A 24,461-nucleotide genomic window follows, 5' to 3' on the forward strand; every position below is an offset into this window, starting at 1 on the left:
CGCCCGCCGTGCGGCGGCCCGGGTCAGATCTCGTACCGGGAGCCGGGGCGGACGACCTCCAGCGGACCGGCGTACGCGGCACTGGCCGCCTCGACCGTCTGCGCCTCACTGCCCCAGGCGGTGACCAGGTGGGTGAGCAGGAGCCGGCCGACGGCGGCCTTGGTCGCCGCCTCACCCGCCTCCCGACCGGTCAGGTGCAGGTCCGGCGGGTTGTCCACGCCGTCGAGGTAGCTGGCCTCGCAGAGGAAGACGTCGGCATCCTGGGCGAGCCGCAGCAGGGGCTCGCAGGGGGCGGTGTCCGAGGAGTAGCAGAGGGTGCGACCACCGTGCTCCAGCCGGATCCCGTACGTCTCGACGGGGTGGTTCATCCGGTCCACCGTGACACTGAACGGGCCGATCGGGAAGGTGCCCGGCTCCAGGGCGTAGAACTGGTAGACGTCCTCCACGCCCAGGTCCTCCTGCTGCCCGTAGACGGCGTGCAGCCGGTCCGGGGCGCCGGCCGGGGCGTACACCGGCAGCGGCGGGTACGGGCCGTCCGGGGCGTACCGGCGGACGACGACGTAGGAGGCGGCGTCGAGAATGTGGTCGCAGTGCAGGTGGGACAGGACGATCGCGTCCGGGGCGTGCAGGCCGGCGTAGCGTTGGAGCGCGGAGAGGGAACCGGTGCCGAAGTCGAGCAACAGCCGGAAGCCCTCGGCCTCCACCAGGTACGCCGAACAGGCGGACTCCGGGCCGGGAAAGCTGCCCGCACAGCCCAGCACGGTCAATCTCATGCGGTCGCCCCGTCGCCACTGCCGGTAGTCGAACCGTCGAGACTCGTCCCGCCGATGATCTCTACCGACGCGTACGCCACGCTGCGCAGCCTACGCCGGACAGGGCGGTGGCAAGAATGATCTGATGGAAGTTGTCGCGAACGTGACACCCCTCCATGTCTCCCCCGCCCACTCCGTCACGCTTCTCGGATCGAACCGTTGCACACGGTGAAACCCGTCGACCGTCGGCGGGGGTGACGACGGGGTGGAACAGAACGTGCGGACCGAGACGGAGGACGCCGCCCGGTCGCGGTCGTCGGTGTCGGGCGGGCGGCACCGGGCGCCCCGGCGGCGGGGCTGGGCGGCCGGCAGCGGGCCGCTTCTGGTGATCTACGGCTGGGCCACCGGCCTGGGGACGGTGGCCATCGCCTCGGGCATACGCGGTCTGGTGCTGGTGCTGACCGGGACCGTCCCACAGTGGTACCAGCCGACCGTGGCCGCCCTGGGACTCGGCGGGATCGCCCTGGGTGGCGTCGCCCTGCACGCCGCCGCCCGTCCGGGGCTGCGGTGGGCCGCCCTCGGGCTGGCCAACGTGGTCGTCGGGGTGAGCGCGGGGCTCACCGCCAGCCTGCCCTGAGCAGGCCACCGGCGCGGTACCGCTGCGGGCACCGCGCCGGACACCCGAGCCACCGCACCCCGGCTGGCCACCGGTCGACACAGGCGCCGGTCAGGCCCAGAGCTGGCCCTCGAGCGCCTCCTCGGCCTCCGCGAGAGTGCTGCCGTACGCGCCGGTGGAGAGATACTTCCAGCCACCGTCGCAGACCACGAAGGCCACGTCGGCACGACGGCCGTCCCGGACCGCCTCGTGCGCCATGGCGAGCGCCGCGTGCAGGATCGCCCCGGTGGAGAAGCCGGCGAAGATCCCCTCCACCTCCACCAACTGCCGGGTACGCAGCACCGCGTCCCGGGTGCCGACGGAGAAGCGGCGGGAGAGCACCGTCGCGTCGTACAACTCCGGGACGTAGCCCTCGTCGATGTTGCGCAGGCCGTAGACCAGCTCGCCGTAGCGGGGTTCCGCCGCGACGATCTGGACGTCCTCGACCTTCTCCCGGAGGTACCGGCCGGTGCCCATCAGCGTGCCGGTGGTGCCGAGCCCCGCCACGAAGTGAGTGATCGTGGGCAGGTCGTGCAGCAGCTCCGGCCCGGTGGTCTCGTAGTGCGCCCGCGCGTTGGCCTCGTTGCCGTACTGGTAGAGCATCACCCAGTCGGGGTGCTCGGCGGCGATCTGCTTGGCCGTGGCGACCGCCTGGTTCGAGCCGCCGGCGGCCGGCGAGAAGATGATTTCCGCGCCGTACATCCGGAGGATCTGGACCCGCTCGGTCGAGACGTTCTCCGGCATCACGCAGACCAGCCGGTAGCCGCGCAGCTTCGCCACCATGGCCAGCGAGATGCCGGTGTTGCCACTGGTCGGCTCCAGGATGGTGTCCCCCGGGCGGAGCCGGCCGGCGGCCTCGGCCGCCTGGACCATGAACAGTGCGGCCCGGTCCTTGATGCTGCCGGTCGGGTTCCGGTCCTCCAGTTTCGCCCAGAGCCGCACCGGCGGTGCCCCCTCGGGCACCGTCGGCGAGAGGCGCGGCAGCCCGACCAGGGGCGTTCCGCCGCAGGCGTCGAGAAGGCTGTCGTACCGCGCCATGGCGGAACCGCCTCAGCGGGCGGTGACGGCGTGACGAACGCTGCCGTGTCCGCTGATCGCGGCCATGGCGGCGAAGCCCAACGCACCACCGGCGACGGCCGGCAGGATCGTCACCGTGTCGCCGTCGGCGACCTTGGCGTCGAGCGCGCCGAGGAAGCGGACGTCCTCGTCGTTGACGTAGACGTTGACGAAGCGGTGCAGCGTGCCGGTCTCGGTGACCAGCCGGGCACGCAGCCCGCCGTGCCGCGAGTCGAGATCGGTGAGCAGGTCGGCCAGGGTGTCCCCGGCGCCCTCGACGACCTTCGCGCCGCCGGTGTAGCTGCGCAGGATGGTGGGGATGCGAACCTCGATGGCCATGGTGTCGTGACTCCTCGTTCGGGTGTGGCTACGGTGACGGACGGAAAGGTGTACCGGACGCTGAACTGCTCAGCGGTCGGAACACTCGTAGTCGACCGTCGCCGGGCTCTGCCCGAACATGTAGGACTGGACGGCGTGCGGGTCCACGGTGGCATCCACGATCCGGACCTGCTCCTCGGCCACCACGCCGTCCACGATGCGGAAGGAGCGGATCTCCTCCGTGCCGGGGTCGCGGGTGGAGACGAGCAGGTAGTGCGCTCCCGGCTCACCGGCGAACGACACGTCCGTGCGGGACGGGTACGCCTCGGTCGCGGTGTGCGAGTGGTAGATGACGACCGGTTCCTCGTCGCGGTCGTCCATCTCGCGCCAGACCCGCAACTGCTCCATCGAGTCGAACTCGTAGAACGTCATCGAGCGGGCGGCGTTGTCCATCGGGATGTGCCGGGTCGGGGTGTCACTGCCGGCGGGGCCGGCCACGACTCCACACGCCTCGTCCGGATGGTCCCGACGGGCGTGCGCGACGATCGCGTCGACGATCGACCGGTCGATGCTCAGCACGTGCCCCAGCCTAGCGCCTGGTTCGACCGGACCGAAGGTGTCAGCCGTCACCCTCACCGCCGCCGACCGGCCCGGTTTCCCCACCGGCTGGCCGGGGACGCTGTCGGGACGGGGCGGGCGACGCCGGGCATGCTGTCCGGTCAGCGGGACGACCCGCCCGGCCGGTGGGAGCCGGCCGGCAGCGAACGAGGAGGAAGACCATGCAGCACCGCCGCATCGGCCCGGTCGAGGTGGGCGCGATCGGGCTCGGCGCGATGCCGATGTCGGTGGCCGGACGCCCGGACACCGACCGCGCCGTCCGGACCGTCCACGCCGCGCTCGACGCGGGCGTCACGCTCGTCGACACCGCCGACGCGTACGCGCTGGGCGCGGAGGACGTCGGGCACAACGAGACGCTGATCGCCCGCGCGCTGGCCACGTACGGCGGGGACACCTCCGGCGTGCTGGTCGCCACCAAGGGCGGTCACACCCGCCCCGGCGGCGACGCGTGGGCGCTGGACGGCTCGCCCGAGCACCTCCGGGCGGCCTGCGAGGCGTCCCTCACCCGGCTCGGGGTGGACGCGATCGGGCTCTACCAGTTCCACCGCCCCGACCCGCAGGTGCCGTACGCGGAGTCGATCGGCGCGCTGCGGGAGTTGGCCGACGCCGGCAAGATCCGGATGGCCGGCATCTCCAACGCCGACCCGGCGCAGATCCACCAGGCCCGCCAGATCCTCGGCGACCACCTGGTGTCGGTGCAGAACCAGTTCTCCCCGGCCTACCGGGACAGTGAGCCGGAACTGCGGCTCTGTGCCGAACTCGGCCTGGCCTTCCTGCCCTGGTCACCGCTGGGCGGAATCGGGCGGGCCGGCGGGCTCGGTGACCGGTTCGCACCCTTCGCGCGGATCGCCGAGCAGCGCGGGGTGAGCCCCCAGCAGGTCTGCCTGGCCTGGCAGCTCGCCCTCGCCCCGGTGGTCGTGCCGATCCCCGGCGCGAGCCGGCCGGAGACGATCCGCGACTCGGCCGCCGCCGGGGACCTGGTCCTCGACGAGCAGGAGATCGCCACCCTGAGCGCCACCGGCTGACCCGGCGCACGCCGCGACCGCGCCGTCCCGCCGGCCCGGGATGGCAGATGTGGTGCAGGGGACCCGTCGAATCCGCCCAGAAGGGTCACCACGGGTCCCCTGCCACCACCACGGCCGGCGCGGCGGTCAGTCGATCAGGGCGTTGAGCAGTGACTCCTGGAGGTAGCCGAGGTAGGCGTAGACCGAGAGCTGGAACACCCGGGTCGAGGCCGGGTCGGCGGCGACCGCGTCGTCCAGTTCCTCGCCCAGGTCCGTCCCCTCCTTGACGCCGAGTCGGACCCCCATCGCCAGCCGGGCGTCGTTCAGCGCCCGCAGCCACGCCTCGGCGGCCTCCGCGTCCAGGCGCACCTCGCCGCCCTCGTCCCCGGGCAGGGCGGCGAGGATCGCACCGGCCTGGTCGATCTTGGCGGTCTTGAGGTCGCCCTCGGTGTACCGGCGGACCTCGGCGGAGGTGGCCGGGTCGTCGGCGTAGACGTCGGGGAAGAGCCGCCCCACCACCGGGTCGGTGTGGTCGAAGCCGTCGGTGAGCAGGCCGACCACCTCGGAGGCGACCTTGCGCAGCACCCGGACCTCGTCCACGGCGAAGGTGGCGACGTACCGGTCGCCCCGGCGACGGAACATGCTCACGAACGGTCCACCGTCGCCCAGAGCCCGTACGCGTGCAGCTGCGACGCGTCGTGCTCCATCCGCTCCCGCGCGCCGGTGGAGACCACCGCCCGGCCCTTGTGGTGCACATCCAGCATCAGTTGCTCGGCCTTCTCCCGGCTGTACCCGAAGAGCTTCTGGAAGACCCAGGTCACGTACGTCATCAGGTTGACCGGGTCGTCCCACACGATCGTCACCCATGGCCGGTCCGAGACCGGCACCTCTTCGGTGTCCGGCGTCTCGACCGGTGCCACCTGTGGAGCCGCCATGCCACCCATCGTGCCATCGGTAGCCCGATTCCGATGAACCGGACCGCCGGCCGGGCCCGGATCGGTGCCCGGACCGCCCGCCGCCGACCGTCTTCGTCCCACGGTCCACCACCCGGTCAGCTGAGCAGGATGCCGTGGTCGACGGCCTCGGCGAGCACCACGCCCAGCGCCTGGCGGACCGCCTCGACCCGGCGGGACACCTCGCGCTGCAACTCCCGGTCGAGCTCGCGCAGCATGCGCTGGAGCCAGGACCGCGCGCCGCCCGGATCGGTGCCGCCCAACCCCCAGAAATAGAGGTAGCAGGCCCCGGCGAGGGCCACCGCGACCGGTGGCAGGACGGCGGTGCGCGGGGCGCCGGGGTGTCCGTCGAGCGCGGCCAGCGCGCCGGCCCCGGTCACGTCGGCGAGATCACCGGCGTCGGTGACCAGCAGCACCCGTTCCAGGTTCCGGTCGGTCCGCTGGCCGGTCAGGCCCGCCCGGACGGCGGCGCAGATCCGGCGGTACGTCGCGTCGTCGGGCGGCGCGCCGAAGACCACGGTGCCGGCGTCGCGCACCATCCGGTCCACCGCCCGGTCGCACTCCACCGTCGCGAGCAGGGACAGCGCGTGCATCTCGCGGTCGAGCACGCGCGGCAGACCCGCACAGCCGGCCCCGAAGACGATCTCCCGAACCCCGCGCAGGTGGACATGGGCCAGTTCGAGGCCGAGGTGCTGGCGGATCCGGTGGACGTGTGCGCGGGCCTGCCGGTCGAGCCGGTCGGCCCAGTCCCGGCCGTGCGCGTCCGGGGCGACCGGTACGGTGCGGTGCGGCCCGGCCGGGACGGCGGTGGCGAGCCGGCGCGGCCCCTCGTCGGCCGCCCAGGCGACCAGGGCCCGCCGGAGCGCCCGGACGTCGCCGGGGTGGAACGGGAACCAGGGCGCCTCGGCCAGCTCCGGGACGACCGCGAGCAGGGCCGTCCGGTGCGTCTGCACGGCCAGCCCGACCGGCTCGCGCGGCGTACCGGGGGTGGGCGTGTCGCCGCCGGGGGCGGCCGGGCCCTGCGCCGGAGCCGTCGACGTGTCGCCGCCGTGCCATCCGGCCGTCCCCGGGGTGACCACGAAGAAGACCGCCAGACCCGCGCGGGCGGCCCCGCCGAGCAGGTCCAGCTCGGCCGCGGTGAACACCTGGTCGACGGAGACGACGACGAGCAACGCCCCGCCCCGGCCGGCGGCCTCGCTCAGCACCCGGGCCCCCGGGACGCCCAGCCCGTCGGTGTCCGGCGCGCCGACCAGCGCGAGGTGTTGGAGCAGCCGTGCGGGCAGGTGCAGCTCGATCCGGCGGGGCGGCCGGGGGAACGCCGGCCCGGCGGCCAGCACGTCGATCGGGTAGGCGTGCGGCTGCCGGTAGCCGGGCACGAAGGCGACCCGGGTGGGCTCCGGGGCGTACCGGGCCACCAGGTAGCTGTCGTCGGGCATCGGCACGGTCATCGGCGACACGTCGAGCAACGCGGCGAGCACGTCCCGCCGGGCCGCCCCGGCCGGACCGGTGGCGATCACCGCGAGGGGCTCGTCCGGCGCCGTCCGGGGCCGGGTGACCTCCGCCGGCCCGGCGTACCGCTGACCGGTCGAGCCGGCCGGAGCCTCTGCCGGACGGCGGTCGCCGTCGGCGGCGTCGAGGTCCGCACCGCCCGTCCCGCCCGGCCCTTCGTCGGCCGACCGAGGACGTGGCGTCATCGCGGCGGCCTCCCTGACGCGTCGGGCCGGCGTGGCACGCCGGCGGCGTGGAATGTTCGGCTGGTGGAACCGGACGCCGGAAGACTACGGCCGGAGACCGTCCCAAAACGGAGAGTTCCGATACTCAGCGGTAATGGGAGGGCTACTCAATCTCCGTGCGTGACGGGCTGCGCGCAGAGTGAATCCGATGGATATGCTGCCCCGATGAGTCGGTGGGAGTTCATCGGCCGGACCGAGGATCTGGGTCGCCTGCTGTCCGCAGTGACCAACGGCCAGGGGCGTGGCCTGTTCCTCAGTGGAACGGCCGGCATCGGCAAGAGTCGCCTCCTGCGGGAGGGCGTCGGGACGCTGCCCGCCGACCGGTACGCGATCTGGGTGGTGGCGGCGAGCGCCACCACCGCCGCCATCCCGTTCGGCGGGTTGGTGCAGGTCCTGCCGAACGAGCAGCCCCGGGGGCTCTCCCCCGCCGGTGTCCTGCGCTGGGCGGTGGACGCGTTGCGGCAGCAGGCCGCCGGGCGGCCGATCGTGCTGGCGGTGGACGACGCGCACCTGCTGGATTCCCCCTCGGCCGCGCTGGTGCACCTGATCGCCCGGATGGACAACGCCACCGTGCTGGGCACGCTGCGCAACGGCGAGCAGGTGCCGTTGCCGATCCGCGCGCTCTGGACCGACGACCTGGTGGACCACGCCGAACTGGCCCCGCTCGACCTGGCGGACACCACCGGGCTGCTCACCGCCATCCTCGGCGGCCCGGTGGAGTCGTCCTCGGCGGACCGGCTCTGGCGGCTCTCCGGGGGCAACCCGCTGCTGCTGCGGGAGCTGGTCTTCGCCGCGCTGGGCAGCGGCGAGCTGCACGAGACGTACCACATCTGGCGCTGGACCGGCCGGCTGGAGCTGGCCCCCAGCCTCACCGACCTGATCGGGGTCCGGATCGGCCAGCTCACCCCGGAGGTCCGGACGGTGGTCGAACTGGCCGCCTTCGGCGAGCCGCTCGGGCTGGAACTGCTCAACCGGACCGCCGACCCGGCCGCCGTGGAGACCGCCGAGGAACGTGGGCTGATCACGGTGGTGCGGGACGACCGGCGGCTCGACGTCCGGCTGGCGCACCCGCTCTACGGCGAGGTGATGCGCCGGCGGTGCCCGGTGAGCCGGACCCGGCGGTTGCAGGCGCAGCTCGCCGACCTGATCGAGGCGGCGGGCAAGCGCCGCCGGGACGACCTGCTGCGGGTGGCGGTGTGGCGGCTCGACTCCGGCACCGCGCAGGATCCCGCGCTGCTGCTCGGCGCGGCCGTCCAGGCCTTCGCCCGGTACGACGTGCCGCTGGCGACCCGGCTGGCCCGCGCGGCGGTGGAGGCCGACGGCGGATACGCCGCCGCCGAGCTGCTGGCCACGATCCTGATGTTCGCCGACCGGCCGGAGGAGGCGGTCGAGGTGCTCGACGCGGTCGCCGGCCAGCTCGACGCCGACGACCGGTACAGCCGGTGGCTGACCGTCCGGGGCATGGTCAGCTACTGGGGCCTGCGCCAGGAGTCCACTGTGGAGGAGTTGGCGGTCCGGGCGGCCGAGCTGACCGATCCCGCCGACCAGGCCCGGGTTCGCGCGTTCGAGGCGATCATGCGGCTGCACCGGCTCGACCTGGCCACCGCCCAGCGGCTGAGTTGTGCGGTGCTGGACCGGCCGGCCGCCGGGGTGGCCTCCCGGGAGTTGGCCCGGTGCACGATCGCCCACCTCCAGGCCGCCCAGGGCCGGCTGGCGCTCAGCGCGGCGGCGATCGCCGCGGTGGAGGCGGAGGCCGCCCAGTGGCGGGGCGACATGCCGTACCTGCAACTGGCGCTGGAGCTGGCGCGGGGCACCCGGCTGATGCTGGCCGGGGAACTCGCCGGCATCGACGCCATCGTGGTCGACGAGTTCGCCGACCTGGCCGGGGCCGGCGACTTCCGGCTGGGCACCGGGTACCTCGGCATCCTCCAGGCGTACGCGGCCCGGCTGCGCGGGCGCAGCGCCGAGGCGCTCAAGACCAGCCTCGGCGCCTGCGCGGTGCTGGCCAGCAGCGGTGTCTACGCCGGTCTGGCACACGCCGAGCGGGCCCAGGCGGCGGCGCTGCGCGGGGACGCCGTCCAGGCGGCCGAGGCGATGGCGGACGCCGACCGTACCCACTCGCCCCGGATGGCCGTGCTCTACCCGTGGCTGGAACAGGCGCGCGGCGCGGTGCTCGCGGCCACCGGCGACCTGGTCGGCGCGACGCGGCACCTCGCCGGGTTGGCCGACCGGCTGCGGGAGAACGGCTTCGCCGGGCACGAGGTGCCGGTCCTGCACGATCTGGTCCGGCTGGACCAGGCGACGCTCCCGGTCGGTCCGCGCTGCTCCGACGGGCACCGGCGCACGGTGGCCCAGCGGTTGACCGAGCTGACCGAGCAGGTGGACGGGGTGTTGCCACCGCTGCTCGCCCGGCACGCGCGGGCCGTCGCCGACGGGTCCCCGGACGACCTGCTGTCCGTCGCCGACGAGTTCGCCGACCGGGAGCTGAACGTCTTCGCCGCCGAGGCGGCGGCGCTGGCCCTGCACCTGCTCCGCCGGCAGCGGGCGGTCACCGCCGGCGCCGCCCACGACCGGCTCGGTGACCTGCTGGGTCGCTGCGACCAGCTCCGTACGCCGGCGCTGCGGCTCGGTCAGCCCGCGCTCACCGACCGGGAGTGGCAGATCGCCCGGCTCGCCGCCGACGGCGTGGCGAGTCGCCGGATCGCCGAGCAGCTGTTCCTCTCACCGCGCACGGTGGAGAACCATCTCCAGCGGGTCTACGGCAAGTTGGGGGTCGCCGGGCGGCCCGAGCTGCGGGCCGCGCTGCGCTGCATCCCGGGCCACGGGGACGCGGCTACCCGCTGAACTCTAGGCTGGGGTCGTGAGCACCCTTCGCCCCGCACTGCTGACCGACCACTACGAGCTGACCATGATCAGCGCCGCCCTGCGGGACGGCACCGCCGACCGGCGCTGTGTCTTCGAGGTGTTCAGCCGGCGGTTGCCGGCCGGCCGGCGGTACGGCGTGGTCGCCGGCACCACCCGGCTGGTCGAGCTGATCCGGGACTTCCGCTTCGACGAGGCCGAGGTGGACTTCCTCCGCCGGACCGGGGTGGTCGACGAGGCGGCGGCGGACTGGTTGTCCCGGTACCGCTTCACCGGCGACGTCGACGGGTACGCCGAGGGCGAGCTGTTCTTCCCCGGCTCCCCGATCCTCACCGTCTCCGGCGGCTTCGCCGAGTGCGTGGTGTTGGAGACGCTGGTGCTCTCGGTGCTCAACCACGACTGCGCGGTGGCCGCCGCGGCGGCCCGGATGGTGACCGCCGCCCGGGGCCGGACGCTGATCGAGATGGGCTCCCGACGGGCGCACGAGGAGGCGGCGGTGGCCGCCGCGCGGGCCGCGTACCTGGCCGGTTTCGCGTTCACCTCGAACCTGGCCGCCGGCCAGCGGTACGGCATCCCCACCGCCGGCACCGCGGCGCACGCGTTCACCCTGCTGCACGACGACGAGCGGGCCGCGTTCGCCTCCCAGGTGGCCACCCTGGGCAAGGAGACCACGCTGCTGGTCGACACGTACGACATCAGCCAGGGCATCCGGAACGCGATCGCGGTCGCCGGACCGGAGCTGCGGGCGGTCCGGATCGACTCCGGCGACCTGGCGGTGATCGCCGGGCAGTCGAGGGAACTGCTCGACTCGCTCGGCGCCACCGAAACCAAGATCATTGTCTCCGGCGACCTCGACGAGTACGCCATCGCCGCGCTCGCCGCCGAACCGGTCGACATGTACGGCGCGGGCACCGCCGTGGTCACCGGCTCGGGCGCACCCACCGCCGGACTGGTCTACAAGCTGGTCGAGGTGGAGGGGCGGCCGGTGGTCAAGCGCTCCGAGCAGAAGGGGACCATCGGCGGTCGCAAGGTCGCCGTCCGCCGGCACAAGCCGACCGGCACCGCCACCGAGGAGGTCATCGTCCCGCAGGGGGTGCCGGACCACGCGCCGCACGACCGGTTGCTCCAGCGGTCGTACGTGGTCGACGGCGGGGCGGTCGACCTGCCCCGGCTGGACCAGTCGCGGGAGCACCTGCGGCAGTGCCTGATCTCCATCCCCTGGGAGGGGCTGAAGCTGTCCGCCGGGGATCCGGCGGTCCCCGTCACCGTCGTACCCGCCGGCTGACCACTCCCCGAGCAGGCCACCACACCCGGAAAGGAACGCTGACGATGGCCAACGCGCTGATCATCGTGGACGTGCAGAACGACTTCTGTGAGGGCGGCTCGCTCGCGGTCGCGGGCGGGACCGGCGTCGCGGCCGGGATCTCCCGGCTGCTCGCCGCCGAGCCGGACCGCTGGGACCACGTGGTCGCCACGAAGGACTACCACATCGACCCGGGGGCCCACTTCGGCGACCCGCCGGACTTCGTCGACTCCTGGCCCCGGCACTGCGTGGTCGGTACGCCGGGCGTGGAGTTCCACCCCGGGCTGGACACCTCCCGGGTCGAGGCGATCTTCCACAAGGGCGAGTACGCCGCGGCGTACTCGGGTTTCGAGGGGCACGCCACCGACGGCGAGTGCCTGGCCGACTGGCTGCGCCGGCACGACGTGGACCGGGTCGACGTGGTCGGCATCGCCACCGACCACTGCGTCCGGGCCACCGCGCTCGACGCCGCCCGGGAGGGCTTCGCCACCACCGTGCTGCTGGAGCTGACCGCCGCCGTCGCGCCGGCCACCACCGACGTGGCGTTGCGGGCGATGGACGGCGCGGGGGTCACCCTGCACGGCGGGCCTGTGATACCGAACGCATGACCCGGTAATCGGGTGGTTCCCGTCGGACCTTCGGCCGAGGATGGTCGGCGGAGGTGCGCGCCGTCATGAATCTCACGCCCTACCGGGCCACCCTCGCGGTGCCCGGTCTCCGGTCGCTGCTGCTCGTGGCGGTGTTGGCCCGCATCCCGCACACCGCGGCGGGCATCGCCCTCACCTTCTACGTACTGCTCGAACTCGACCGGGGGTACGGCGCGGCCGGCCTGGTCGGCGCGGCCCTGACCGTCGGCGCGGCGCTCGGCGCCCCGCTGCTGGGCCGACTCATCGACCGGCGGGGCCTGACCCTCGTCCTGCTCCTCACCACGGCCGGCGAGGCGCTGTTCTGGGCGAGCGCGCCGCAGTTGCCGTACGCCCTCCTGCTCCCGGCGGCCTTCCTGGCCGGGCTGCTCGCCCTGCCGCTCTCCTCGGTGATCCGGCAGTGCATCGCCGCCCTGGTGCCGTCCGAGCACCGCCGGCCGGCGTACGCGCTGGACTCGATGTCCGTGGAGCTGTCGTTCATGGTCGGTCCGGCGCTCGGCGTGGCGCTGGCCACCGCCATCGCGCCCCAGGTCACCCTCTGGGCGGTGGGCGGCGGCATCGTCGCCGCCGGGCTCGCGCTGCTGGCGCTGAACCCGCCGGTCCGGACCGCCGAGGAGCAGACCGCCGGCCCGTCGCGCCGGATCCCCCGCCGGGAGTGGCTCACTCCGCGCCTGTTCGCCGTGCTCGCCGTCAGCGCGGCGTGCACGCTGGTGCTCGGCGGCACCGACGTGGCGGTGGTGGCGGCGCTGCGGGACGACGGCGAGGTCGGCTGGACCGGGGCGGTGCTGGCCCTCTGGGCGGCGGCCTCCCTGGTCGGCGGGTTCGCCTACGGCGCGGTCAGCCGGCCGGTGTCACCGCTGGCCCTGATGGCCGCGCTGGCCGTCTGCACCGTGCCGATCGGCCTGGCCGGGGGGCACTGGTGGCTGCTCGCCCTGGCCCTGATCCCCGCCGGGCTGCTCTGCGCGCCGACGCTGGCCGCCACGGCCGACGCGGTGAGCCGCCTCGCCCCGGCCCCGGTCCGGGGCGAGGCGATGGGGCTGCACGCCTCGGCGATCACCGTCGGCGTCGCCATCGGCGCGCCGCTGGCCGGCGCGGTCATCGACCGCACCACGCCGGCCTGGGGTTTCGCCGCCATCGGTCTGATCGGTGCGGTGGTCGCGCTCGTCGTGCTCCCGGCCGAGTTGCGCCACCGACGTCGCGGCACGGCCCCCGCGAAGACCGACGACCTGGTCGGCTCTCACCACTGAATCCGCAGGCCACGGCGCTGTGGGCGACCACCGGCCGGGGTGCTTTGATGGGGGCGTGGCGAATCCGGTGATCCTCACCATCGACGACGACCCGGCCGTGTCCCGTGCCGTGGCCCGGGACATGCGACGGCGTTACGGCGACCGCTACCGGGTGGTCCGCGCCGGCTCGGGGCCGAGCGCCCTGGACACGTTGCGCGAACTCAAGCTCCGGGGAGAGCAGGTGGCGGTGCTGGTCGCCGACCACCGGATGCCCGAGATGACCGGTATCGAGTTCCTCGAGGCCGCGATGGACCTCTTCCCGGCCGCACGCCGGGTGCTGCTCACCGCGTACGCCGACACCGACGCGGCGATCGACGCCATCAACCTGGTCGACCTCGACCACTACCTGCTCAAGCCGTGGCACCCGCCGGAGGAGAAGCTCTACCCGGTGGTGGACAGCCTGCTCGACGCCTGGGCGGCCACCCCGGCGGCCGCCGCCGCGGAGCTGCGGGTGGTCGGGCACCGCTGGTCCGCGCCGTCCTTCGCGGTCCGGGACTTCCTCGCCCGCAACCTGGTCCCGTACCGCTGGCTGCTCGCCGACGACCCGGAGGGCGGTCGGCTGCTGACCGCGGCCGGCGCGACCGCCGACGACGTGCCGGTGGTGATCGCTCCCGACGGCCGGCACCTGTCCCGACCCACCGAGGCCGAACTGGCCGCGCTGGTCGGCCTCCGGGTGGCGCCCACCGAGGACTTCTACGACCTGGTGGTCGTCGGTGGCGGACCCGCCGGGCTGGGGGCGGCGGTCTACGGCGCGTCCGAGGGGCTGCGCACGGTGCTGGTCGAACGGCGGGCCACCGGCGGGCAGGCCGGGCAGAGCAGCCGGATCGAGAACTACCTCGGTTTCCCGGAAGGGGTGTCGGGCGCGCAGCTCACCGACCGGGCCCGCCGGCAGGCGTTGAAGTTCGGCGTCGAACTGCTGACCACCCGGGAGGTGACCGGGCTGACCGACGCCGGCTCGGCCCGGCTGCTCACCTTCGGCGACGGCAGCACGATCGCCGCGCACGCGGTGGTGCTCGCCACCGGGGTGTCGTACCGGGTGCTGGACGCGCCCGGCCTGGCCGAGCTGACCGGTCGCGGGGTCTTCTACGGCTCGACCGCCACCGAGGCACCGAGCTGCGTCGACCAGGAGGTCTACATCGTCGGCGGAGCGAACTCCGCCGGGCAGGCGGCGGTGCACTTCTCCCGGTACGCCAGCCGGGTGCACCTGCTGATCCGAGGGGCCGACCTGACCGCCTCGATGTCCCGGTACCTGATCGACCAGCTCGACCGGATCGACCGGGTGGTGGTGCACCCGCACACCGTGGTCACCGCCGGGGCCGGCACGGAGCACCTGGAACGGCTCACCCTGACCGACAGCCGTACCGGCGAGTCCCGCGAGGTGGACGCCTCCTGGCTGTTCATCTTCATCGGCGCCCAGCCCCGCACCGACTGGCTGGACGGCGTCCTGGTCCGCGACGAGCGCGGGTTCGTGGTGACCGGACCGGATCTGGTCGCCGGGGGACGCCGACCGCCGGGCTGGTCGCTCGCGCGGGACCCGTACCACCTGGAGACCAGCATGCCCGGGGTCTTCGCCGCCGGGGACGTCCGGGCCGAGTCGGTCAAACGGGTCGCCTCGGCGGTCGGCGAGGGCGCGATGGCCGTCTCGCTGGTGCACCGCTACCTGGAGTCCTCATGACCGGCCCGGCCGGCGGGGCGGAGGGCCCGGCCGGCCGGGAGGTACCGTCCCCGGCCGGGCCGACGGACCGGGACGCTCCGCGACCGGGTGACGCCACCGGCGCGGTGGACCGGCCGACCGTCGCGGACCTGCGCACGCTCTTCCTCTTCGAGTCGCTCGACGACGGGCAGCTCGACTGGTTGGCCGACCACAGCCGGGTGGAGCAGCGCGACGCCGGCACCGCCGTCTACACCGAGGGCGAACCGGCCACCTGCCTGTACGTCCTGCTCGACGGCACGGTGACGATGACCCGGCGGGTTCGGGGCGACGAGGTCGAGGTCATCCGCACCGGCCAGCGCGGGGTCTACGGCGGGGCGACCCAGGCGTACCTGGGCGACCAGGTACCGCAGGTCTACATCAACTCGCTCCGGGCGGTCGACGACGCGACCTTCCTGGTGCTGCCCGCCGAGACGTTCGCGCACGCCGTCCGGTCCTGGTTCCCGATGGCGATGCACCTGCTCGAGGGGCTCTTCGTCGGGATGCGGCAGACCGAGGTCCGGGTCGGCGAACGGGAGCGGCTGCTGGCGTTGGGGGCGCTCTCCGCCGGCCTCACGCACGAACTCAACAACCCGGCCGGGGCCGCCGTCCGGGCCACCTCCGTGCTGCGCGAACACGTCGCGGGGATCCGGCACGAGCTGGCGACGATCGCCGACGGCCGGCTCGACGGCGACGCCCTGCACCGGTTGGTGGCGTTGCAGGAGGAGGTCGTCCGGCGGGTCGCCGACGCCTCGACGCTCTCGCCCCTGGCGGTCAGCGACGCCGAGGACGCCCTGACCGACTGGTTGGACGAGCACGACGTCGCCACCGGCTGGGAACTCGCGCCCACGCTGGTCGCCGCCGGGGTGGACCCGGAGTGGCTGGGCCGGGTCGAGGCGGCCGTGGGTCCGGGGAACCTGGCGTCGGCGCTGCGCTGGCTCACCCACACGGTCGACACCGAGCTGCTGCTGCGGGAGATCGACGAGGCGGTCACCCGGATCTCCGGACTGGTCGGCGCGGCGAAGCAGTACTCCCAGCTCGACCGGGCCCCCTACCAGGTGGTCGACGTGCACGAGCTGCTCGACGCGACCCTGGTGATGCTCCGCGCGAAGATCCCGCCCGGCGTCCGGCTGGTCCGGGAGTACGACCTCGCCCTGCCACCGGTGCCGGCGTACGCCGCCGAGCTGAACCAGGTCTGGACGAATCTGATCGTCAACGCGCTCGACGCGATGGGCGACACCGGCACGCTCACCGTCCGGACGGGGCGCGACGGTGACTCGCTGGTGGTGACGGTCGGCGACACCGGGCCGGGCATCCCGGCCGACGTCCGGCCCCGGATCTTCGAGCCGTTCTTCACCACCAAGCCGGTCGGCGAGGGGACCGGCCTGGGCCTGGACATCTCGTACCGGATCGTGGTCCGCAAGCACCACGGGGACATCCGGGTCGACTCGGCTCCGGGATCGACCACCTTCCGGGTGCTGCTGCCGCTCACCGGACCGACCGCCGACGGCTGACCGCCGACGTCTCCGCATCTCGGCACGGTGCACGACGCGACGGGCGCCGCACCCCGGTCGGGGGTGCGGCGCCCGTCGTACGCGCGCTCCGGGTCAGTTCTTCCGGTCGAGGTCGCTCGCGGTGTCCTCCTGGTAGGTGGCCCCACCGTCGGACTCACTGGTCAGCGGCTTGGCACCACCCTCGGGCGGGCCGGCCAGCGTCTGGCCGGCGGCCAGCTCGGGGAACTTGTCGTCGAACGCCGGCCGCTCGGAGCGGATCCGGGGCATCCGGTCGAAGTTGCGCAGCGGCGGCGGGCAGGTGGTGGCCCACTCCAGCGAGTTGCCGTGCCCCCACGGGTCGTTCACCTCGACCACCGGACCGGTCTTGTACGACTTCCAGCAGTTGTAGATGAACGGCAGGGTCGAGATACCGGTGATGAACGCGCCGATCGTGGAGATCATGTTCAGCGTGGTGAAGCCGTCGGTGGGCAGGTAGTCGGCGTACCGCCGGGGCATACCCTCGTTGCCCAGCCAGTGCTGCACCAGGAAGGTGGTGTGGAAGCCGATCATCGTCAGCCAGAAGTGCACCTTGCCCAGCCGCTCGTCGAGCATCCGGCCGAACATCTTCGGGAACCAGAAGTAGATGCCGCCGAACACCGCGAACACGATCGTGCCGAAGAGCACGTAGTGGAAGTGCGCCACCACGAAGTACGAGTCGTGCAGGTGGAAGTCGAGCGGCGGGCTGGCCAGCAGCACACCGGTCAGACCACCGAAGAGGAAGGTGACCAGGAAGCCGAGCGCGAAGAGCATCGGCGTCTCGAAGCTGATCTGGCCCCGCCACATGGTGCCGATCCAGTTGAAGAACTTCATACCGGTCGGCACGGCGATCAGGAAGCTCAGGAAGCTGAAGAACGGCAGGAGCACCTGACCGGTGGCGAACATGTGGTGCGCCCAGACGCTCATCGACAGGCCGGCGATGGCGATCGTCGCGGCCACCAGACCCTTGTAGCCGAAGATCGGCTTCCGGGAGAACACCGGAATGATCTCGGTGATGATGCCGAAGAACGGCAGGGCGATGATGTACACCTCGGGGTGTCCGAAGAACCAGAAGAGGTGCTGCCAGAGCATCGGGCCGCCGGTGTCGGGGCTGAAGACGTGCGCGCCGAGGATGCGGTCGGCGGCGAGCGCGAAGAGCGCGGCGGCGAGCAGCGGGAAGACCAGGATCACCAGGAGGCTGGTGACCAGCATGTTCCAGGTGAAGATCGGCATCCGGAACATGGTCATGCCCGGGGCGCGCAGGGTCAGGATCGTGGTGATCAGGTTGACCGCGCCGAGGATCGAGCCGAGACCGGAGACGGCCAGGCCGACCACCCAGAGGTTGCCACCGATGCCCGGGGAGTGCGCGTCGTTGCTCAGCGGGGTGTACGCCGTCCAGCCGAAGTCGGCCGCACCGCCGGGAGACAGGAAACCGGCGACGGCCATCGTCCCACCGAACAGGAAGAGCCAGTAGGCGAAGCTGTTCAGCCGGGGGAACGACACGTCCGGCGCGCCGATCTGCAGCGGCACCACGTAGTTCGCGAAGGCGAACACGATCGGCGTCGCGAAGAAGAGCAGCATCACCGTGCCGTGCATGGTGAAGAGCTGGTTGTACTGCTCCGGCGAAAGGAACTGGAGGCCGGGACGGGCCAACTCGGCGCGGAGGATCAGGGCCATCAGGCCACCGATCATGAAGAACGCGAACGCGGTGACCATGTACATGATCCCGATCTGCTTCGCGTCCGTGGTACGAAGCATCCGCGCGATGGCCGAGCCCTTCACCGGCTCTCGGACCGGCCAGGGCCGGGTCACGACCGGCTTCGGTGCGACGGTGGTCACGAGTGGCCTCCGGTTCTCGTTCGTCCCCCTCGGCACGCGCTGGTAATTGCGAGCCGTAGTCCGAAGGAAGGATAGTCCCCGGCAGGTCGACACGCCGCGCCGGGTGGCCGGACACGCCCTGCGCCCGCCGGCTGGTGGCGGGTCAGAGCGGATCGACCAACAGCCGGTAGTGCTCCTGGAAGATGCGCCCGCCCCGGCCGCGCAGCAACGGGTCGCGCAGGGCCGGCGGTACGTCGCGGGTACGGTCGCGGTCGCGGGTGCGGTCCCGGACCCACTTGGTGCGCGGCCGGCGACGGCTCTCGTACGCCACCAGCGCGGCCCCGACGCTGCCGGTGGCGGCGAGCGCCTCGGCGAGCACCACCGCGTCCTCCAGCGCCATCGCCGCGCCCTGGGCCAACGTCGGCGCGGTGGCGTGCGCGGCGTCGCCGACCAGTACCACCCGGCCCCGGGACCAGCGGCCCAACTCGACCTCGTCGGTCAGCCCGACGTGCACCCGGTCCAGGGCGTCGAGCACCCGGGGCACCGGCGGGCCGTAGGAGCCGAACACCTCGCGCAGCCGGGCCATCGGGTCGGCCGGCGGGGCGCTGCCGGCCTCGTCGGCGTAACAGTAGAGTCGCCCGCCGCCGATCGGCATCACCACGAACCCGGCGCGCTGGCCGAGCAGGGCGGTCCACTCGACCACCGACGGACCGCCCCGGACCACCGCCCGGTAGACGATCTGCCCGGCCGGCCGGGCGGGCCCGCCGAGCGCGGCGAGGGTCCGCACCGCGGACCGGGGGCCGTCCGCGCCGATCACCAGGTCGTACTCGGTGACGGTGCCGTCGTCGAAGGTGACGGTGACCGCGTCGGCCGCGAGGTCGAGGGTGCGCACCTCGACCCCGTGCCGGACCGCGCCACCGGCCCCGGTGAGCAGCACCCGGTGCAGGTCGCTGCGGGGCAGGGCCCGGCACTCGCCGACCCCGGCCCAGAGTCTGGTCAGGTCGACCTCGCAGAGTTCACGGCCGGCGGCGTCGAGGAACCGCTGCCGGTGGATCACCTGGCCGAGCGGCCGGACGGGCAGGTCGAGGTCGAGCCGGCGCAGCGCGCGGGCGGCGTTGCCGGGTAGGTAGAGGCCACTGTCGGGCAGGTCGGTGCCGGTCCGTCGCTCGGTGACGTCCGGGCGGAATCCTGCCCTCCGCAGGGCCCGGGCCACGGCGAGCCCGGCGATGCCCGCACCGACGACGAGAATACGCAGGGGGGATCCGCCCATGCTGGTGTACGCCTCCGAGGGGAGCGGCACGCGTTGAAGGCAAGAGACTACTCCCCGCAACCGAACCATGGAAGATCCGATCGGATGGCGCGGGATCTCCCCTTCGACCGAGGGGGAGTAGACCCAGGGTGCACGCGGGGCACCGGTCAGGTTGCACGATAATTTCAAGCATGTAAATGTGTTAGCTGTCCATGGGAGCGCTCCCGACTTCCCCCCGCAATCCCCGGCACCCCCGTGCCGAGTCAAGGAGCAGCACGCACATGACCCGTATCCTCCGTGCCGTCGTGGCGGCCGGCGTCCTCGCGGTCGGCGCGATCACCGGCGTCGCCCTCGGCGGCAGCGCCTCCGCCGACACCCAGATCTGCGAGCAGTACGGCAGCACCGTCATCCAGAACCGTTACGTGGTGCAGAACAACCGCTGGGGCACCAGCGCCCAGCAGTGCATCAACGTCACCGGCACCGGCTTCTCGATCACCCGCCAGGACGGCAGCAACCCGACCAACGGCGCACCCACGGCGTACCCCTCGGTCTTCTACGGCTGCCACTACACCAACTGCTCCCCCGGCACCACGCTGCCGATGCAGGTGAGCCAGATCAGCAACGCGACCAGCAGCATCGAGTACCGCTACGTCAGCGGGGCCACCTACAACGCCTCGTACGACATCTGGCTCGACCCGTCGCCGAAACGGGACGGGGTGAACCAGATGGAGATCATGATCTGGCTGAACCGGCAGGGCCCGATCCAGCCCATCGGATCCCCGGTCGGCACCACCACCCTGGCCGGCCGGACCTGGGAGGTCTGGCGGGGCAGCAACGGCGCCAACAACGTCATCTCGTACGTCGCGCCGTCGCCGATCACCAGCCTGAGCTTCAGCGTGCTCGACTTCATCGCCGACGTCCGCAACCGGGGCGCGATCACCAACTCCTGGTACCTGACCAGCATCCAGGCCGGCTTCGAGCCTTGGTCCGGCGGCGTCGGCCTGGCGGTGAACTCCTTCTCGGCCAGCGTCAACGGGGGCGGCACCAACCCGACCACCCCGCCGCCCACCACCGCGCCCCCGACCACCCCGCCGCCGGGCGGGGCCGACTGCGCGGTCCGCTACACCCCGACGAACACCTGGAACACCGGCTACACCGCCGAGGTGACCGTGACCAACACCGGCGCGACGCCGGTCGCCGGCTGGACGCTGGCCTACCAGCTCCCGGCCGGCCAGCAGATCACCGGTTCCTGGAACGCCACGGTGACCCAGAACGGCAGCACGGTGACCGCCCGCAACCTCAGCTACAACGGCACCATCGCCCCCGGCGCCTCGGTCACCTTCGGCCACCAAGCGTCGATGAGCGGCAGTTACTCGCCGCCGAGCAGCTTCGCCCTCAACGGCACCACCTGCGCCCGCCGCTGAGGCACCGCGCCACCCTCGGCCCTTCCCGCCGCCGTGCCTGGCCGCGGGAAGGGCCCCGGCGTCCGCCGGGCCGACGCCGCAGCGCCGACACGGGTGCCCGGACTCCAATGAACGCGATCGCTGCCGTCCGCCCGCCGGGGGCGGACGTCGCCCCTAGGCGATGACGTCGGTCGGTACGGTCGCGGTCTCGCCGCGCCCCTGGCCGGCCAGGGCGTCGACCATGTCCCGTTCCTCCGGCGTCAGCGCGAAGCCGAAGATGTCGGCGTTGGACCGGATCCGGGCCGGGGTGACCGACTTGGGAATGACCACGATCCCGTGGTCGATGTGCCACCGGAGCACCACCTGGGCCGGCGTGACGCCGTGCGCCTCGGCGATCCGGGTCAGGACCGGATCGGTGAGGTCGGTGGTCTTGAACGGGCTGTACCCCTCCAGCACGATCCCGCGATCACGGTGCTCGGCGTGCCGCCGGGCGTCGTACAGCGGCGGACCCCAGCGGATCTGGTTGACCGCCGGCGCCTCCGCCGTCGCCTGGATCAGTTCGTCGAGTTGCGCGGTCGAGTAGTTGCTCACCCCGGCGGCGCGGGTCAGGCCGTCGTCGCGGGCCTTCAACACCTGCCGCCACATCCGGACGCTGTCCCCGGGGGCGGCCGGGGGCCAGTGGACCAGCCACAGGTCGACGTGACCGGTGTCGAGGGCGGCCAGGCTGGCCTCCAGGACGTGCCGTTCGCGCCCCACCCCGTCCGAGGGGATCTTGGTGGTCACGAAGACGTCGTCGCGGTGCAGTCCGCTGTCCCGGAGCGCCCGTCCCACCTCCTTCTCGTTGCCGTACATGGTGGCGGTGTCGATGTGCCGGTAGCCGGCCGCGAGAGCGGTCCGCACGGCGTCGTACGCGGACTCGCCGGACGCCTGCCAGGTGCCGAAGCCGAGCAGCGGCATCCGCACCCGGCCGGGCAGCACCACGGTGGGTTGGTCGGAGGACCTCATGCCGTTCCGCGTACCCGCCCGCAGCCCAGCCATGCCGGTGCAGCCGCGCCCGGATCCGCGGGCCCGGTCCGCACGGCGGACCGGGCCCGCGGGTACCGGCGGGAACGCGACGCCCGGTGCCCGCCGTCGCGTCGGCCCGGCCGGTGCCCGGCTCAGTCGCCGCCCGGGTCGGTCAGCTCCCAGGCCGCGTTGACCAGTCCGATGTGGGACAGCGCCTGCGGGAAGTTGCCGAGCAGCCCACCGGTGACCGGGTCGACCTGTTCGGCGAAGAGCCCGACGTCGTTGGCGTGCCCGGCCACCCGGACGAAGAGCGCCTCGGCCCGTTCCGGCTCGCCGGCCAGCACGAGGCACTGCACCAGCCAGAACGAGCAGAGCAGGAAACCGCCCGGGTCGGTCGCCCAGCGTCGGACCAGCCCGTCCGGGGTGGCCAGTTCCCGCTCCACCGCCGCGATGGTGGCCCGCATCCGGGGGTCGGTGGCGGGCAGGAAACCGACCACCGGCAGGTAGAGCGCGGAGGCGTCCAGCTCGGCGGAGTCGAACGCCCCGGTGTACGCGCCGGCCCGCTCGTTCCAGCCGCGATCCAGCACGGTCGCCCGGATCTCGTCCCGCACCGCCCGCCAGCGCGCCGGATCGGCGCGGTCACCGAGTCGGGGGGCCAGCTCCACCGCGAGCTGCATGGTCACCCAGCAGAGCGCCTTCGAGGAGAGGTGGTGCCGCTCCTCCTCCCGGGTCTCCCACATCCCCCGGTCCGGCAGCCGCCAGGTCGCGGCCACCTGCTCGGTCAGGCCGACCACCATGTCCCGCAGCTCGTCGTCGAGGCGTTCACCGAGGTACTCGTGCAACCGCCACACGGCCGAGACCAGCTCGCCGGGCACGTCCAGCTGGCGCTGCCGCCAGGCGTCGTTGCCCAGCCGCACCGGCCGGCTGTCGGCGTACCCGCGCAGGTGGGCGATGTCATGCTCGGCGAGCCCCCGCTCCCCCTCCAGACCGAAGAGCACCGGCACCGGAGTGTCGCCGAGCTGGCCGATCGACCGGGACGCCCAGGCGAAGAGACGGGACGCCTCGTCCGGGCAGGCCGCCACCCAGAGCGCGTGCAGGGTCATCGCGAAGTCGCGCAGCCAGGAGTAGCGGTAGTCGTAGTTGCGGTCGCCCCCGAGCCGCTCCGGCAGGGAGGTGGTCAGGGCGGCGGCGACCGCGCCGCTGCGGGTGTACGTCAGCCCCTGGAGCACCGTCGCGCTGTGCCGTACCAGTGCGGGGTGCCGGCCCCGGTACCGGTGCGTCTCCCGGAAGGCCTGCCAGGCGAGGACCGTGTCGGCGAGCGCGTCGACCGGGTCGAGGCACGCGGGCCCCGCTCCGTAGACCGGGGCGTACGCCAGGTCGAAGCCGATCCGCTCGCCGGCGGAGACCGCGAAGTCCGTCCGGACCCGGTCCCGGCCGGCGTGCAGCGGCACGCCGCCGCGCACCTGGAGGGCGACCGGCCCCGCCTCGAACCGGACCGCGCCGTCCGGCTGCTCCCGCAGGTACGGCGTGAGCAGCCCGTACTCGGGCCGGGGCACGAGGTCCAGCCGCATCGGCACCCGGCCGCTGAGCCCCTCGACCACCCGGAGCAGCACCGCCGGGGAGTTCCGCCCCAGCTCGTGCCCCCGTGCGCCGGGCTCGGCGGCGAGCGCGTCGGTGACCGCCACACTCCCCTCGGGCGTGTGGTGCACGGTCCGCAGGACCAGCGTGTCGGGCAGGTACGCCCGCTCCACCCGGCCGGCGCCGGCCGGGGCGAGCTGCCACCGCCCCGCCGCGTCGTCGAGGATCCGCCCGAAGACCGCCGGCGAGTCGAACCGGTCGGGACACCACCAGTCGACCGAGCCGTCCCGGCCGACCAGGGCGCCGGAACGGCAGTCGGAGAGGAATCCGTAGTCGGAGATCGCCGGCCGGTCCACCCGCCCGGCGTACCCGGATCGGCCGCTTTCAGGCCCGGGGCCGGCGGCCACCCGCCGGCCCGCCGCGGGTCAGGCGGTCGGCGGTTCGTCCTTGCCGGCGGCCTCCATCTCGTCGGCCTCCTCCTTGGTCCGGTGCACGACCTGGTCGGCGTGCTCGGGCGGGCCGTAGACGGTGTAGAGGACCAGCGGGTTGGGGCCGGTGTTGACGAAGTTGTGCTTCGTGCCGGCCGGTACGACCACCAGGTCGCCCTGGTTCACGGTCTTCTTCTCGCCCGCGACCCGGGCCTCGCCGGTGCCGCTGACGAAGGTCAGGATCTGGTCGGTGTCCTCGTGGACCTCCTCGCCGATCTCCCCACCCGGCGGAATCGTCATGATCACCAGCTGGGTCTGCTCTCCGGTCCACAGCACCCGACGGAAGTCGGGGCTCCGCTCGGCGACGGTCGCGATCGTGTAGTGCTCCATGACGCGCTCATACCCGGTTCCGGCCCCGGTCACGCCGACAACACCGAATGGTGGACTTTTGCACAGCGGGTGGGTTTGGCGCTGCCGACACGGGGCATGATGCAGACTGACCGGCTGCACCGACAAGGCCGGTCGAGCCAGGTCCCCACTGGCGTACCGCCGCAGGCTGCGACGGTGGGAGACGGCC

The 24,461-nt window shown here is 73.3% G+C and carries 21 protein-coding genes; 9 read left to right on the top strand and 12 right to left on the bottom strand.

What is annotated here, in order from left to right:
- Positions 1 to 23 precede the first annotated feature (23 nt).
- Positions 24 to 773: an MBL fold metallo-hydrolase gene (locus tag AB0F58_RS20675; RefSeq protein WP_357145097.1), complete on the bottom strand. Its 750-nt coding sequence runs from the start codon at positions 771 to 773 to the stop codon at positions 24 to 26.
- 244 nt (positions 774 to 1,017) lie between these two features.
- Here AB0F58_RS20675 and AB0F58_RS20680 point away from each other — a divergent pair, with 244 nt between their 5' ends.
- The gene (locus AB0F58_RS20680) at positions 1,018 to 1,389 is read left to right on the top strand and encodes a hypothetical protein (protein WP_357145100.1); all 372 of its coding nucleotides are present in this window, start codon (positions 1,018 to 1,020) and stop codon (positions 1,387 to 1,389) included.
- A gap of 90 nt (positions 1,390 to 1,479) precedes the next feature.
- Here AB0F58_RS20680 and AB0F58_RS20685 read toward each other — a convergent pair whose 3' ends face one another.
- The 3 genes from AB0F58_RS20685 to AB0F58_RS20695 form a co-directional block, all read right to left on the bottom strand.
- Positions 1,480 to 2,445 (bottom strand): cysteine synthase, encoded by a 966-nt coding sequence (locus AB0F58_RS20685; RefSeq protein WP_357145103.1) that lies wholly within the window; start codon positions 2,443 to 2,445, stop codon positions 1,480 to 1,482.
- Positions 2,446 to 2,457: 12 nt separating this feature from the next.
- Positions 2,458 to 2,802 (bottom strand): MoaD family protein, encoded by a 345-nt coding sequence (locus AB0F58_RS20690; protein ID WP_357145106.1) that lies wholly within the window; start codon positions 2,800 to 2,802, stop codon positions 2,458 to 2,460.
- Positions 2,803 to 2,871: 69 nt separating this feature from the next.
- Positions 2,872 to 3,360 (bottom strand): M67 family metallopeptidase, encoded by a 489-nt coding sequence (locus AB0F58_RS20695; RefSeq protein ID WP_357145109.1) that lies wholly within the window; start codon positions 3,358 to 3,360, stop codon positions 2,872 to 2,874.
- Positions 3,361 to 3,560: 200 nt separating this feature from the next.
- Here AB0F58_RS20695 and AB0F58_RS20700 point away from each other — a divergent pair, with 200 nt between their 5' ends.
- Entirely contained in the window at positions 3,561 to 4,424 is an 864-nt protein-coding gene (locus AB0F58_RS20700) for an aldo/keto reductase (RefSeq protein ID WP_357145112.1), read from the top strand.
- 126 nt (positions 4,425 to 4,550) lie between these two features.
- Here the strand turns inward: AB0F58_RS20700 and AB0F58_RS20705 are convergent, their stop codons facing one another.
- The 3 genes from AB0F58_RS20705 to AB0F58_RS20715 all read right to left on the bottom strand — a co-directional run bounded on the left by AB0F58_RS20705 (position 4,551) and on the right by AB0F58_RS20715 (position 7,050).
- On the bottom strand, positions 4,551 to 5,045 hold the full coding sequence (locus AB0F58_RS20705) for a DUF2017 domain-containing protein (RefSeq protein ID WP_357145220.1): 495 nt from the start codon (positions 5,043 to 5,045) through the stop codon (positions 4,551 to 4,553).
- 2 nt (positions 5,046 to 5,047) lie between these two features.
- Positions 5,048 to 5,338, bottom strand: a complete 291-nt coding sequence (clpS, locus tag AB0F58_RS20710; RefSeq protein WP_091646564.1) for an ATP-dependent Clp protease adapter ClpS — start codon at positions 5,336 to 5,338, stop codon at positions 5,048 to 5,050.
- 116 nt (positions 5,339 to 5,454) lie between these two features.
- Positions 5,455 to 7,050 carry a hypothetical protein gene (locus tag AB0F58_RS20715; protein WP_357145115.1) on the bottom strand — a complete coding sequence of 532 codons (1,596 nt, stop codon included), beginning with the start codon at positions 7,048 to 7,050 and terminating at the stop codon, positions 5,455 to 5,457.
- A 204-nt stretch (positions 7,051 to 7,254) separates the two neighbouring features.
- Between AB0F58_RS20715 and AB0F58_RS20720 the strand changes: the two genes are divergently transcribed.
- The 6 genes from AB0F58_RS20720 to AB0F58_RS20745 all read left to right on the top strand — a co-directional run bounded on the left by AB0F58_RS20720 (position 7,255) and on the right by AB0F58_RS20745 (position 16,388).
- Positions 7,255 to 9,933 (top strand): LuxR C-terminal-related transcriptional regulator, encoded by a 2,679-nt coding sequence (locus AB0F58_RS20720; RefSeq protein ID WP_357145118.1) that lies wholly within the window; start codon positions 7,255 to 7,257, stop codon positions 9,931 to 9,933.
- A 16-nt stretch (positions 9,934 to 9,949) separates the two neighbouring features.
- Positions 9,950 to 11,236: a nicotinate phosphoribosyltransferase gene (locus AB0F58_RS20725; protein ID WP_357145121.1), complete on the top strand. Its 1,287-nt coding sequence runs from the start codon at positions 9,950 to 9,952 to the stop codon at positions 11,234 to 11,236.
- A gap of 44 nt (positions 11,237 to 11,280) precedes the next feature.
- Positions 11,281 to 11,862 (top strand): nicotinamidase, encoded by a 582-nt coding sequence (locus AB0F58_RS20730; protein WP_357145124.1) that lies wholly within the window; start codon positions 11,281 to 11,283, stop codon positions 11,860 to 11,862.
- A gap of 65 nt (positions 11,863 to 11,927) precedes the next feature.
- Entirely contained in the window at positions 11,928 to 13,145 is a 1,218-nt protein-coding gene (locus AB0F58_RS20735) for an MFS transporter (RefSeq protein ID WP_357145128.1), read from the top strand.
- 55 nt (positions 13,146 to 13,200) lie between these two features.
- Positions 13,201 to 14,859 carry an FAD-dependent oxidoreductase gene (locus tag AB0F58_RS20740; RefSeq protein WP_357145131.1) on the top strand — a complete coding sequence of 553 codons (1,659 nt, stop codon included), beginning with the start codon at positions 13,201 to 13,203 and terminating at the stop codon, positions 14,857 to 14,859.
- Positions 14,856 to 16,388 carry an ATP-binding protein gene (locus tag AB0F58_RS20745; RefSeq protein ID WP_357145133.1) on the top strand — a complete coding sequence of 511 codons (1,533 nt, stop codon included), beginning with the start codon at positions 14,856 to 14,858 and terminating at the stop codon, positions 16,386 to 16,388. The genes AB0F58_RS20740 and AB0F58_RS20745 overlap by 4 nt, the downstream gene beginning before the upstream one ends.
- 93 nt (positions 16,389 to 16,481) lie before the next feature.
- Here the strand turns inward: AB0F58_RS20745 and ctaD are convergent, their stop codons facing one another.
- Positions 16,482 to 18,242: a cytochrome c oxidase subunit I gene (gene ctaD, locus AB0F58_RS20750; protein ID WP_357145136.1), complete on the bottom strand. Its 1,761-nt coding sequence runs from the start codon at positions 18,240 to 18,242 to the stop codon at positions 16,482 to 16,484.
- Positions 18,243 to 18,384: 142 nt separating this feature from the next.
- A complete protein-coding gene (locus AB0F58_RS20755) occupies positions 18,385 to 19,491 on the bottom strand; it encodes an FAD-dependent monooxygenase (RefSeq protein WP_357145223.1) in 1,107 nt (368 codons plus the stop codon).
- A 260-nt stretch (positions 19,492 to 19,751) separates the two neighbouring features.
- Here AB0F58_RS20755 and AB0F58_RS20760 point away from each other — a divergent pair, with 260 nt between their 5' ends.
- Positions 19,752 to 20,894: a cellulose binding domain-containing protein gene (locus tag AB0F58_RS20760; RefSeq protein ID WP_357145139.1), complete on the top strand. Its 1,143-nt coding sequence runs from the start codon at positions 19,752 to 19,754 to the stop codon at positions 20,892 to 20,894.
- Between the two features lie 153 nt (positions 20,895 to 21,047).
- Here the strand turns inward: AB0F58_RS20760 and AB0F58_RS20765 are convergent, their stop codons facing one another.
- The 3 genes from AB0F58_RS20765 to AB0F58_RS20775 all read right to left on the bottom strand — a co-directional run bounded on the left by AB0F58_RS20765 (position 21,048) and on the right by AB0F58_RS20775 (position 24,274).
- Positions 21,048 to 21,878 carry an aldo/keto reductase gene (locus AB0F58_RS20765; RefSeq protein WP_357145142.1) on the bottom strand — a complete coding sequence of 277 codons (831 nt, stop codon included), beginning with the start codon at positions 21,876 to 21,878 and terminating at the stop codon, positions 21,048 to 21,050.
- Between the two features lie 152 nt (positions 21,879 to 22,030).
- Entirely contained in the window at positions 22,031 to 23,812 is a 1,782-nt protein-coding gene (locus AB0F58_RS20770; RefSeq protein WP_357145144.1) for a glycoside hydrolase family 15 protein, read from the bottom strand.
- 69 nt (positions 23,813 to 23,881) lie between these two features.
- A complete protein-coding gene (locus tag AB0F58_RS20775) occupies positions 23,882 to 24,274 on the bottom strand; it encodes a cupin domain-containing protein (protein WP_357145147.1) in 393 nt (130 codons plus the stop codon).
- Positions 24,275 to 24,461: the final 187 nt, after the last annotated feature.

This window comes from Micromonospora sp. NPDC023956, from assembly GCF_040639195.1.
GTDB lineage: Bacteria > Actinomycetota > Actinomycetes > Mycobacteriales > Micromonosporaceae > Micromonospora.

Bases quoted from the DNA above. Each gene is read 5' to 3' on its own strand.
- AB0F58_RS20685 (WP_357145103.1), bottom strand. From the start codon at position 2,445: ATGGCGCGGTACGACAGCCTTCTCGACGCCTGCGGCGGAACGCCCCTG.
- AB0F58_RS20720 (WP_357145118.1), top strand. From the start codon at position 7,255: ATGAGTCGGTGGGAGTTCATCGGCCGGACCGAGGATCTGGGTCGCCTG.
- AB0F58_RS20715 (WP_357145115.1), bottom strand. From the start codon at position 7,050: ATGACGCCACGTCCTCGGTCGGCCGACGAAGGGCCGGGCGGGACGGGC.
- clpS (WP_091646564.1), bottom strand. From the start codon at position 5,338: ATGGCGGCTCCACAGGTGGCACCGGTCGAGACGCCGGACACCGAAGAG.
- AB0F58_RS20690 (WP_357145106.1), bottom strand. From the start codon at position 2,802: ATGGCCATCGAGGTTCGCATCCCCACCATCCTGCGCAGCTACACCGGC.
- AB0F58_RS20755 (WP_357145223.1), bottom strand. From the start codon at position 19,491: ATGGGCGGATCCCCCCTGCGTATTCTCGTCGTCGGTGCGGGCATCGCC.
- AB0F58_RS20735 (WP_357145128.1), top strand. From the start codon at position 11,928: ATGAATCTCACGCCCTACCGGGCCACCCTCGCGGTGCCCGGTCTCCGG.
- AB0F58_RS20730 (WP_357145124.1), top strand. From the start codon at position 11,281: ATGGCCAACGCGCTGATCATCGTGGACGTGCAGAACGACTTCTGTGAG.
- AB0F58_RS20745 (WP_357145133.1), top strand. From the start codon at position 14,856: ATGACCGGCCCGGCCGGCGGGGCGGAGGGCCCGGCCGGCCGGGAGGTA.
- AB0F58_RS20765 (WP_357145142.1), bottom strand. From the start codon at position 21,878: ATGAGGTCCTCCGACCAACCCACCGTGGTGCTGCCCGGCCGGGTGCGG.
- AB0F58_RS20700 (WP_357145112.1), top strand. From the start codon at position 3,561: ATGCAGCACCGCCGCATCGGCCCGGTCGAGGTGGGCGCGATCGGGCTC.
- AB0F58_RS20775 (WP_357145147.1), bottom strand. From the start codon at position 24,274: ATGGAGCACTACACGATCGCGACCGTCGCCGAGCGGAGCCCCGACTTC.
- AB0F58_RS20705 (WP_357145220.1), bottom strand. From the start codon at position 5,045: ATGTTCCGTCGCCGGGGCGACCGGTACGTCGCCACCTTCGCCGTGGAC.
- AB0F58_RS20760 (WP_357145139.1), top strand. From the start codon at position 19,752: ATGACCCGTATCCTCCGTGCCGTCGTGGCGGCCGGCGTCCTCGCGGTC.
- AB0F58_RS20675 (WP_357145097.1), bottom strand. From the start codon at position 773: ATGAGATTGACCGTGCTGGGCTGTGCGGGCAGCTTTCCCGGCCCGGAG.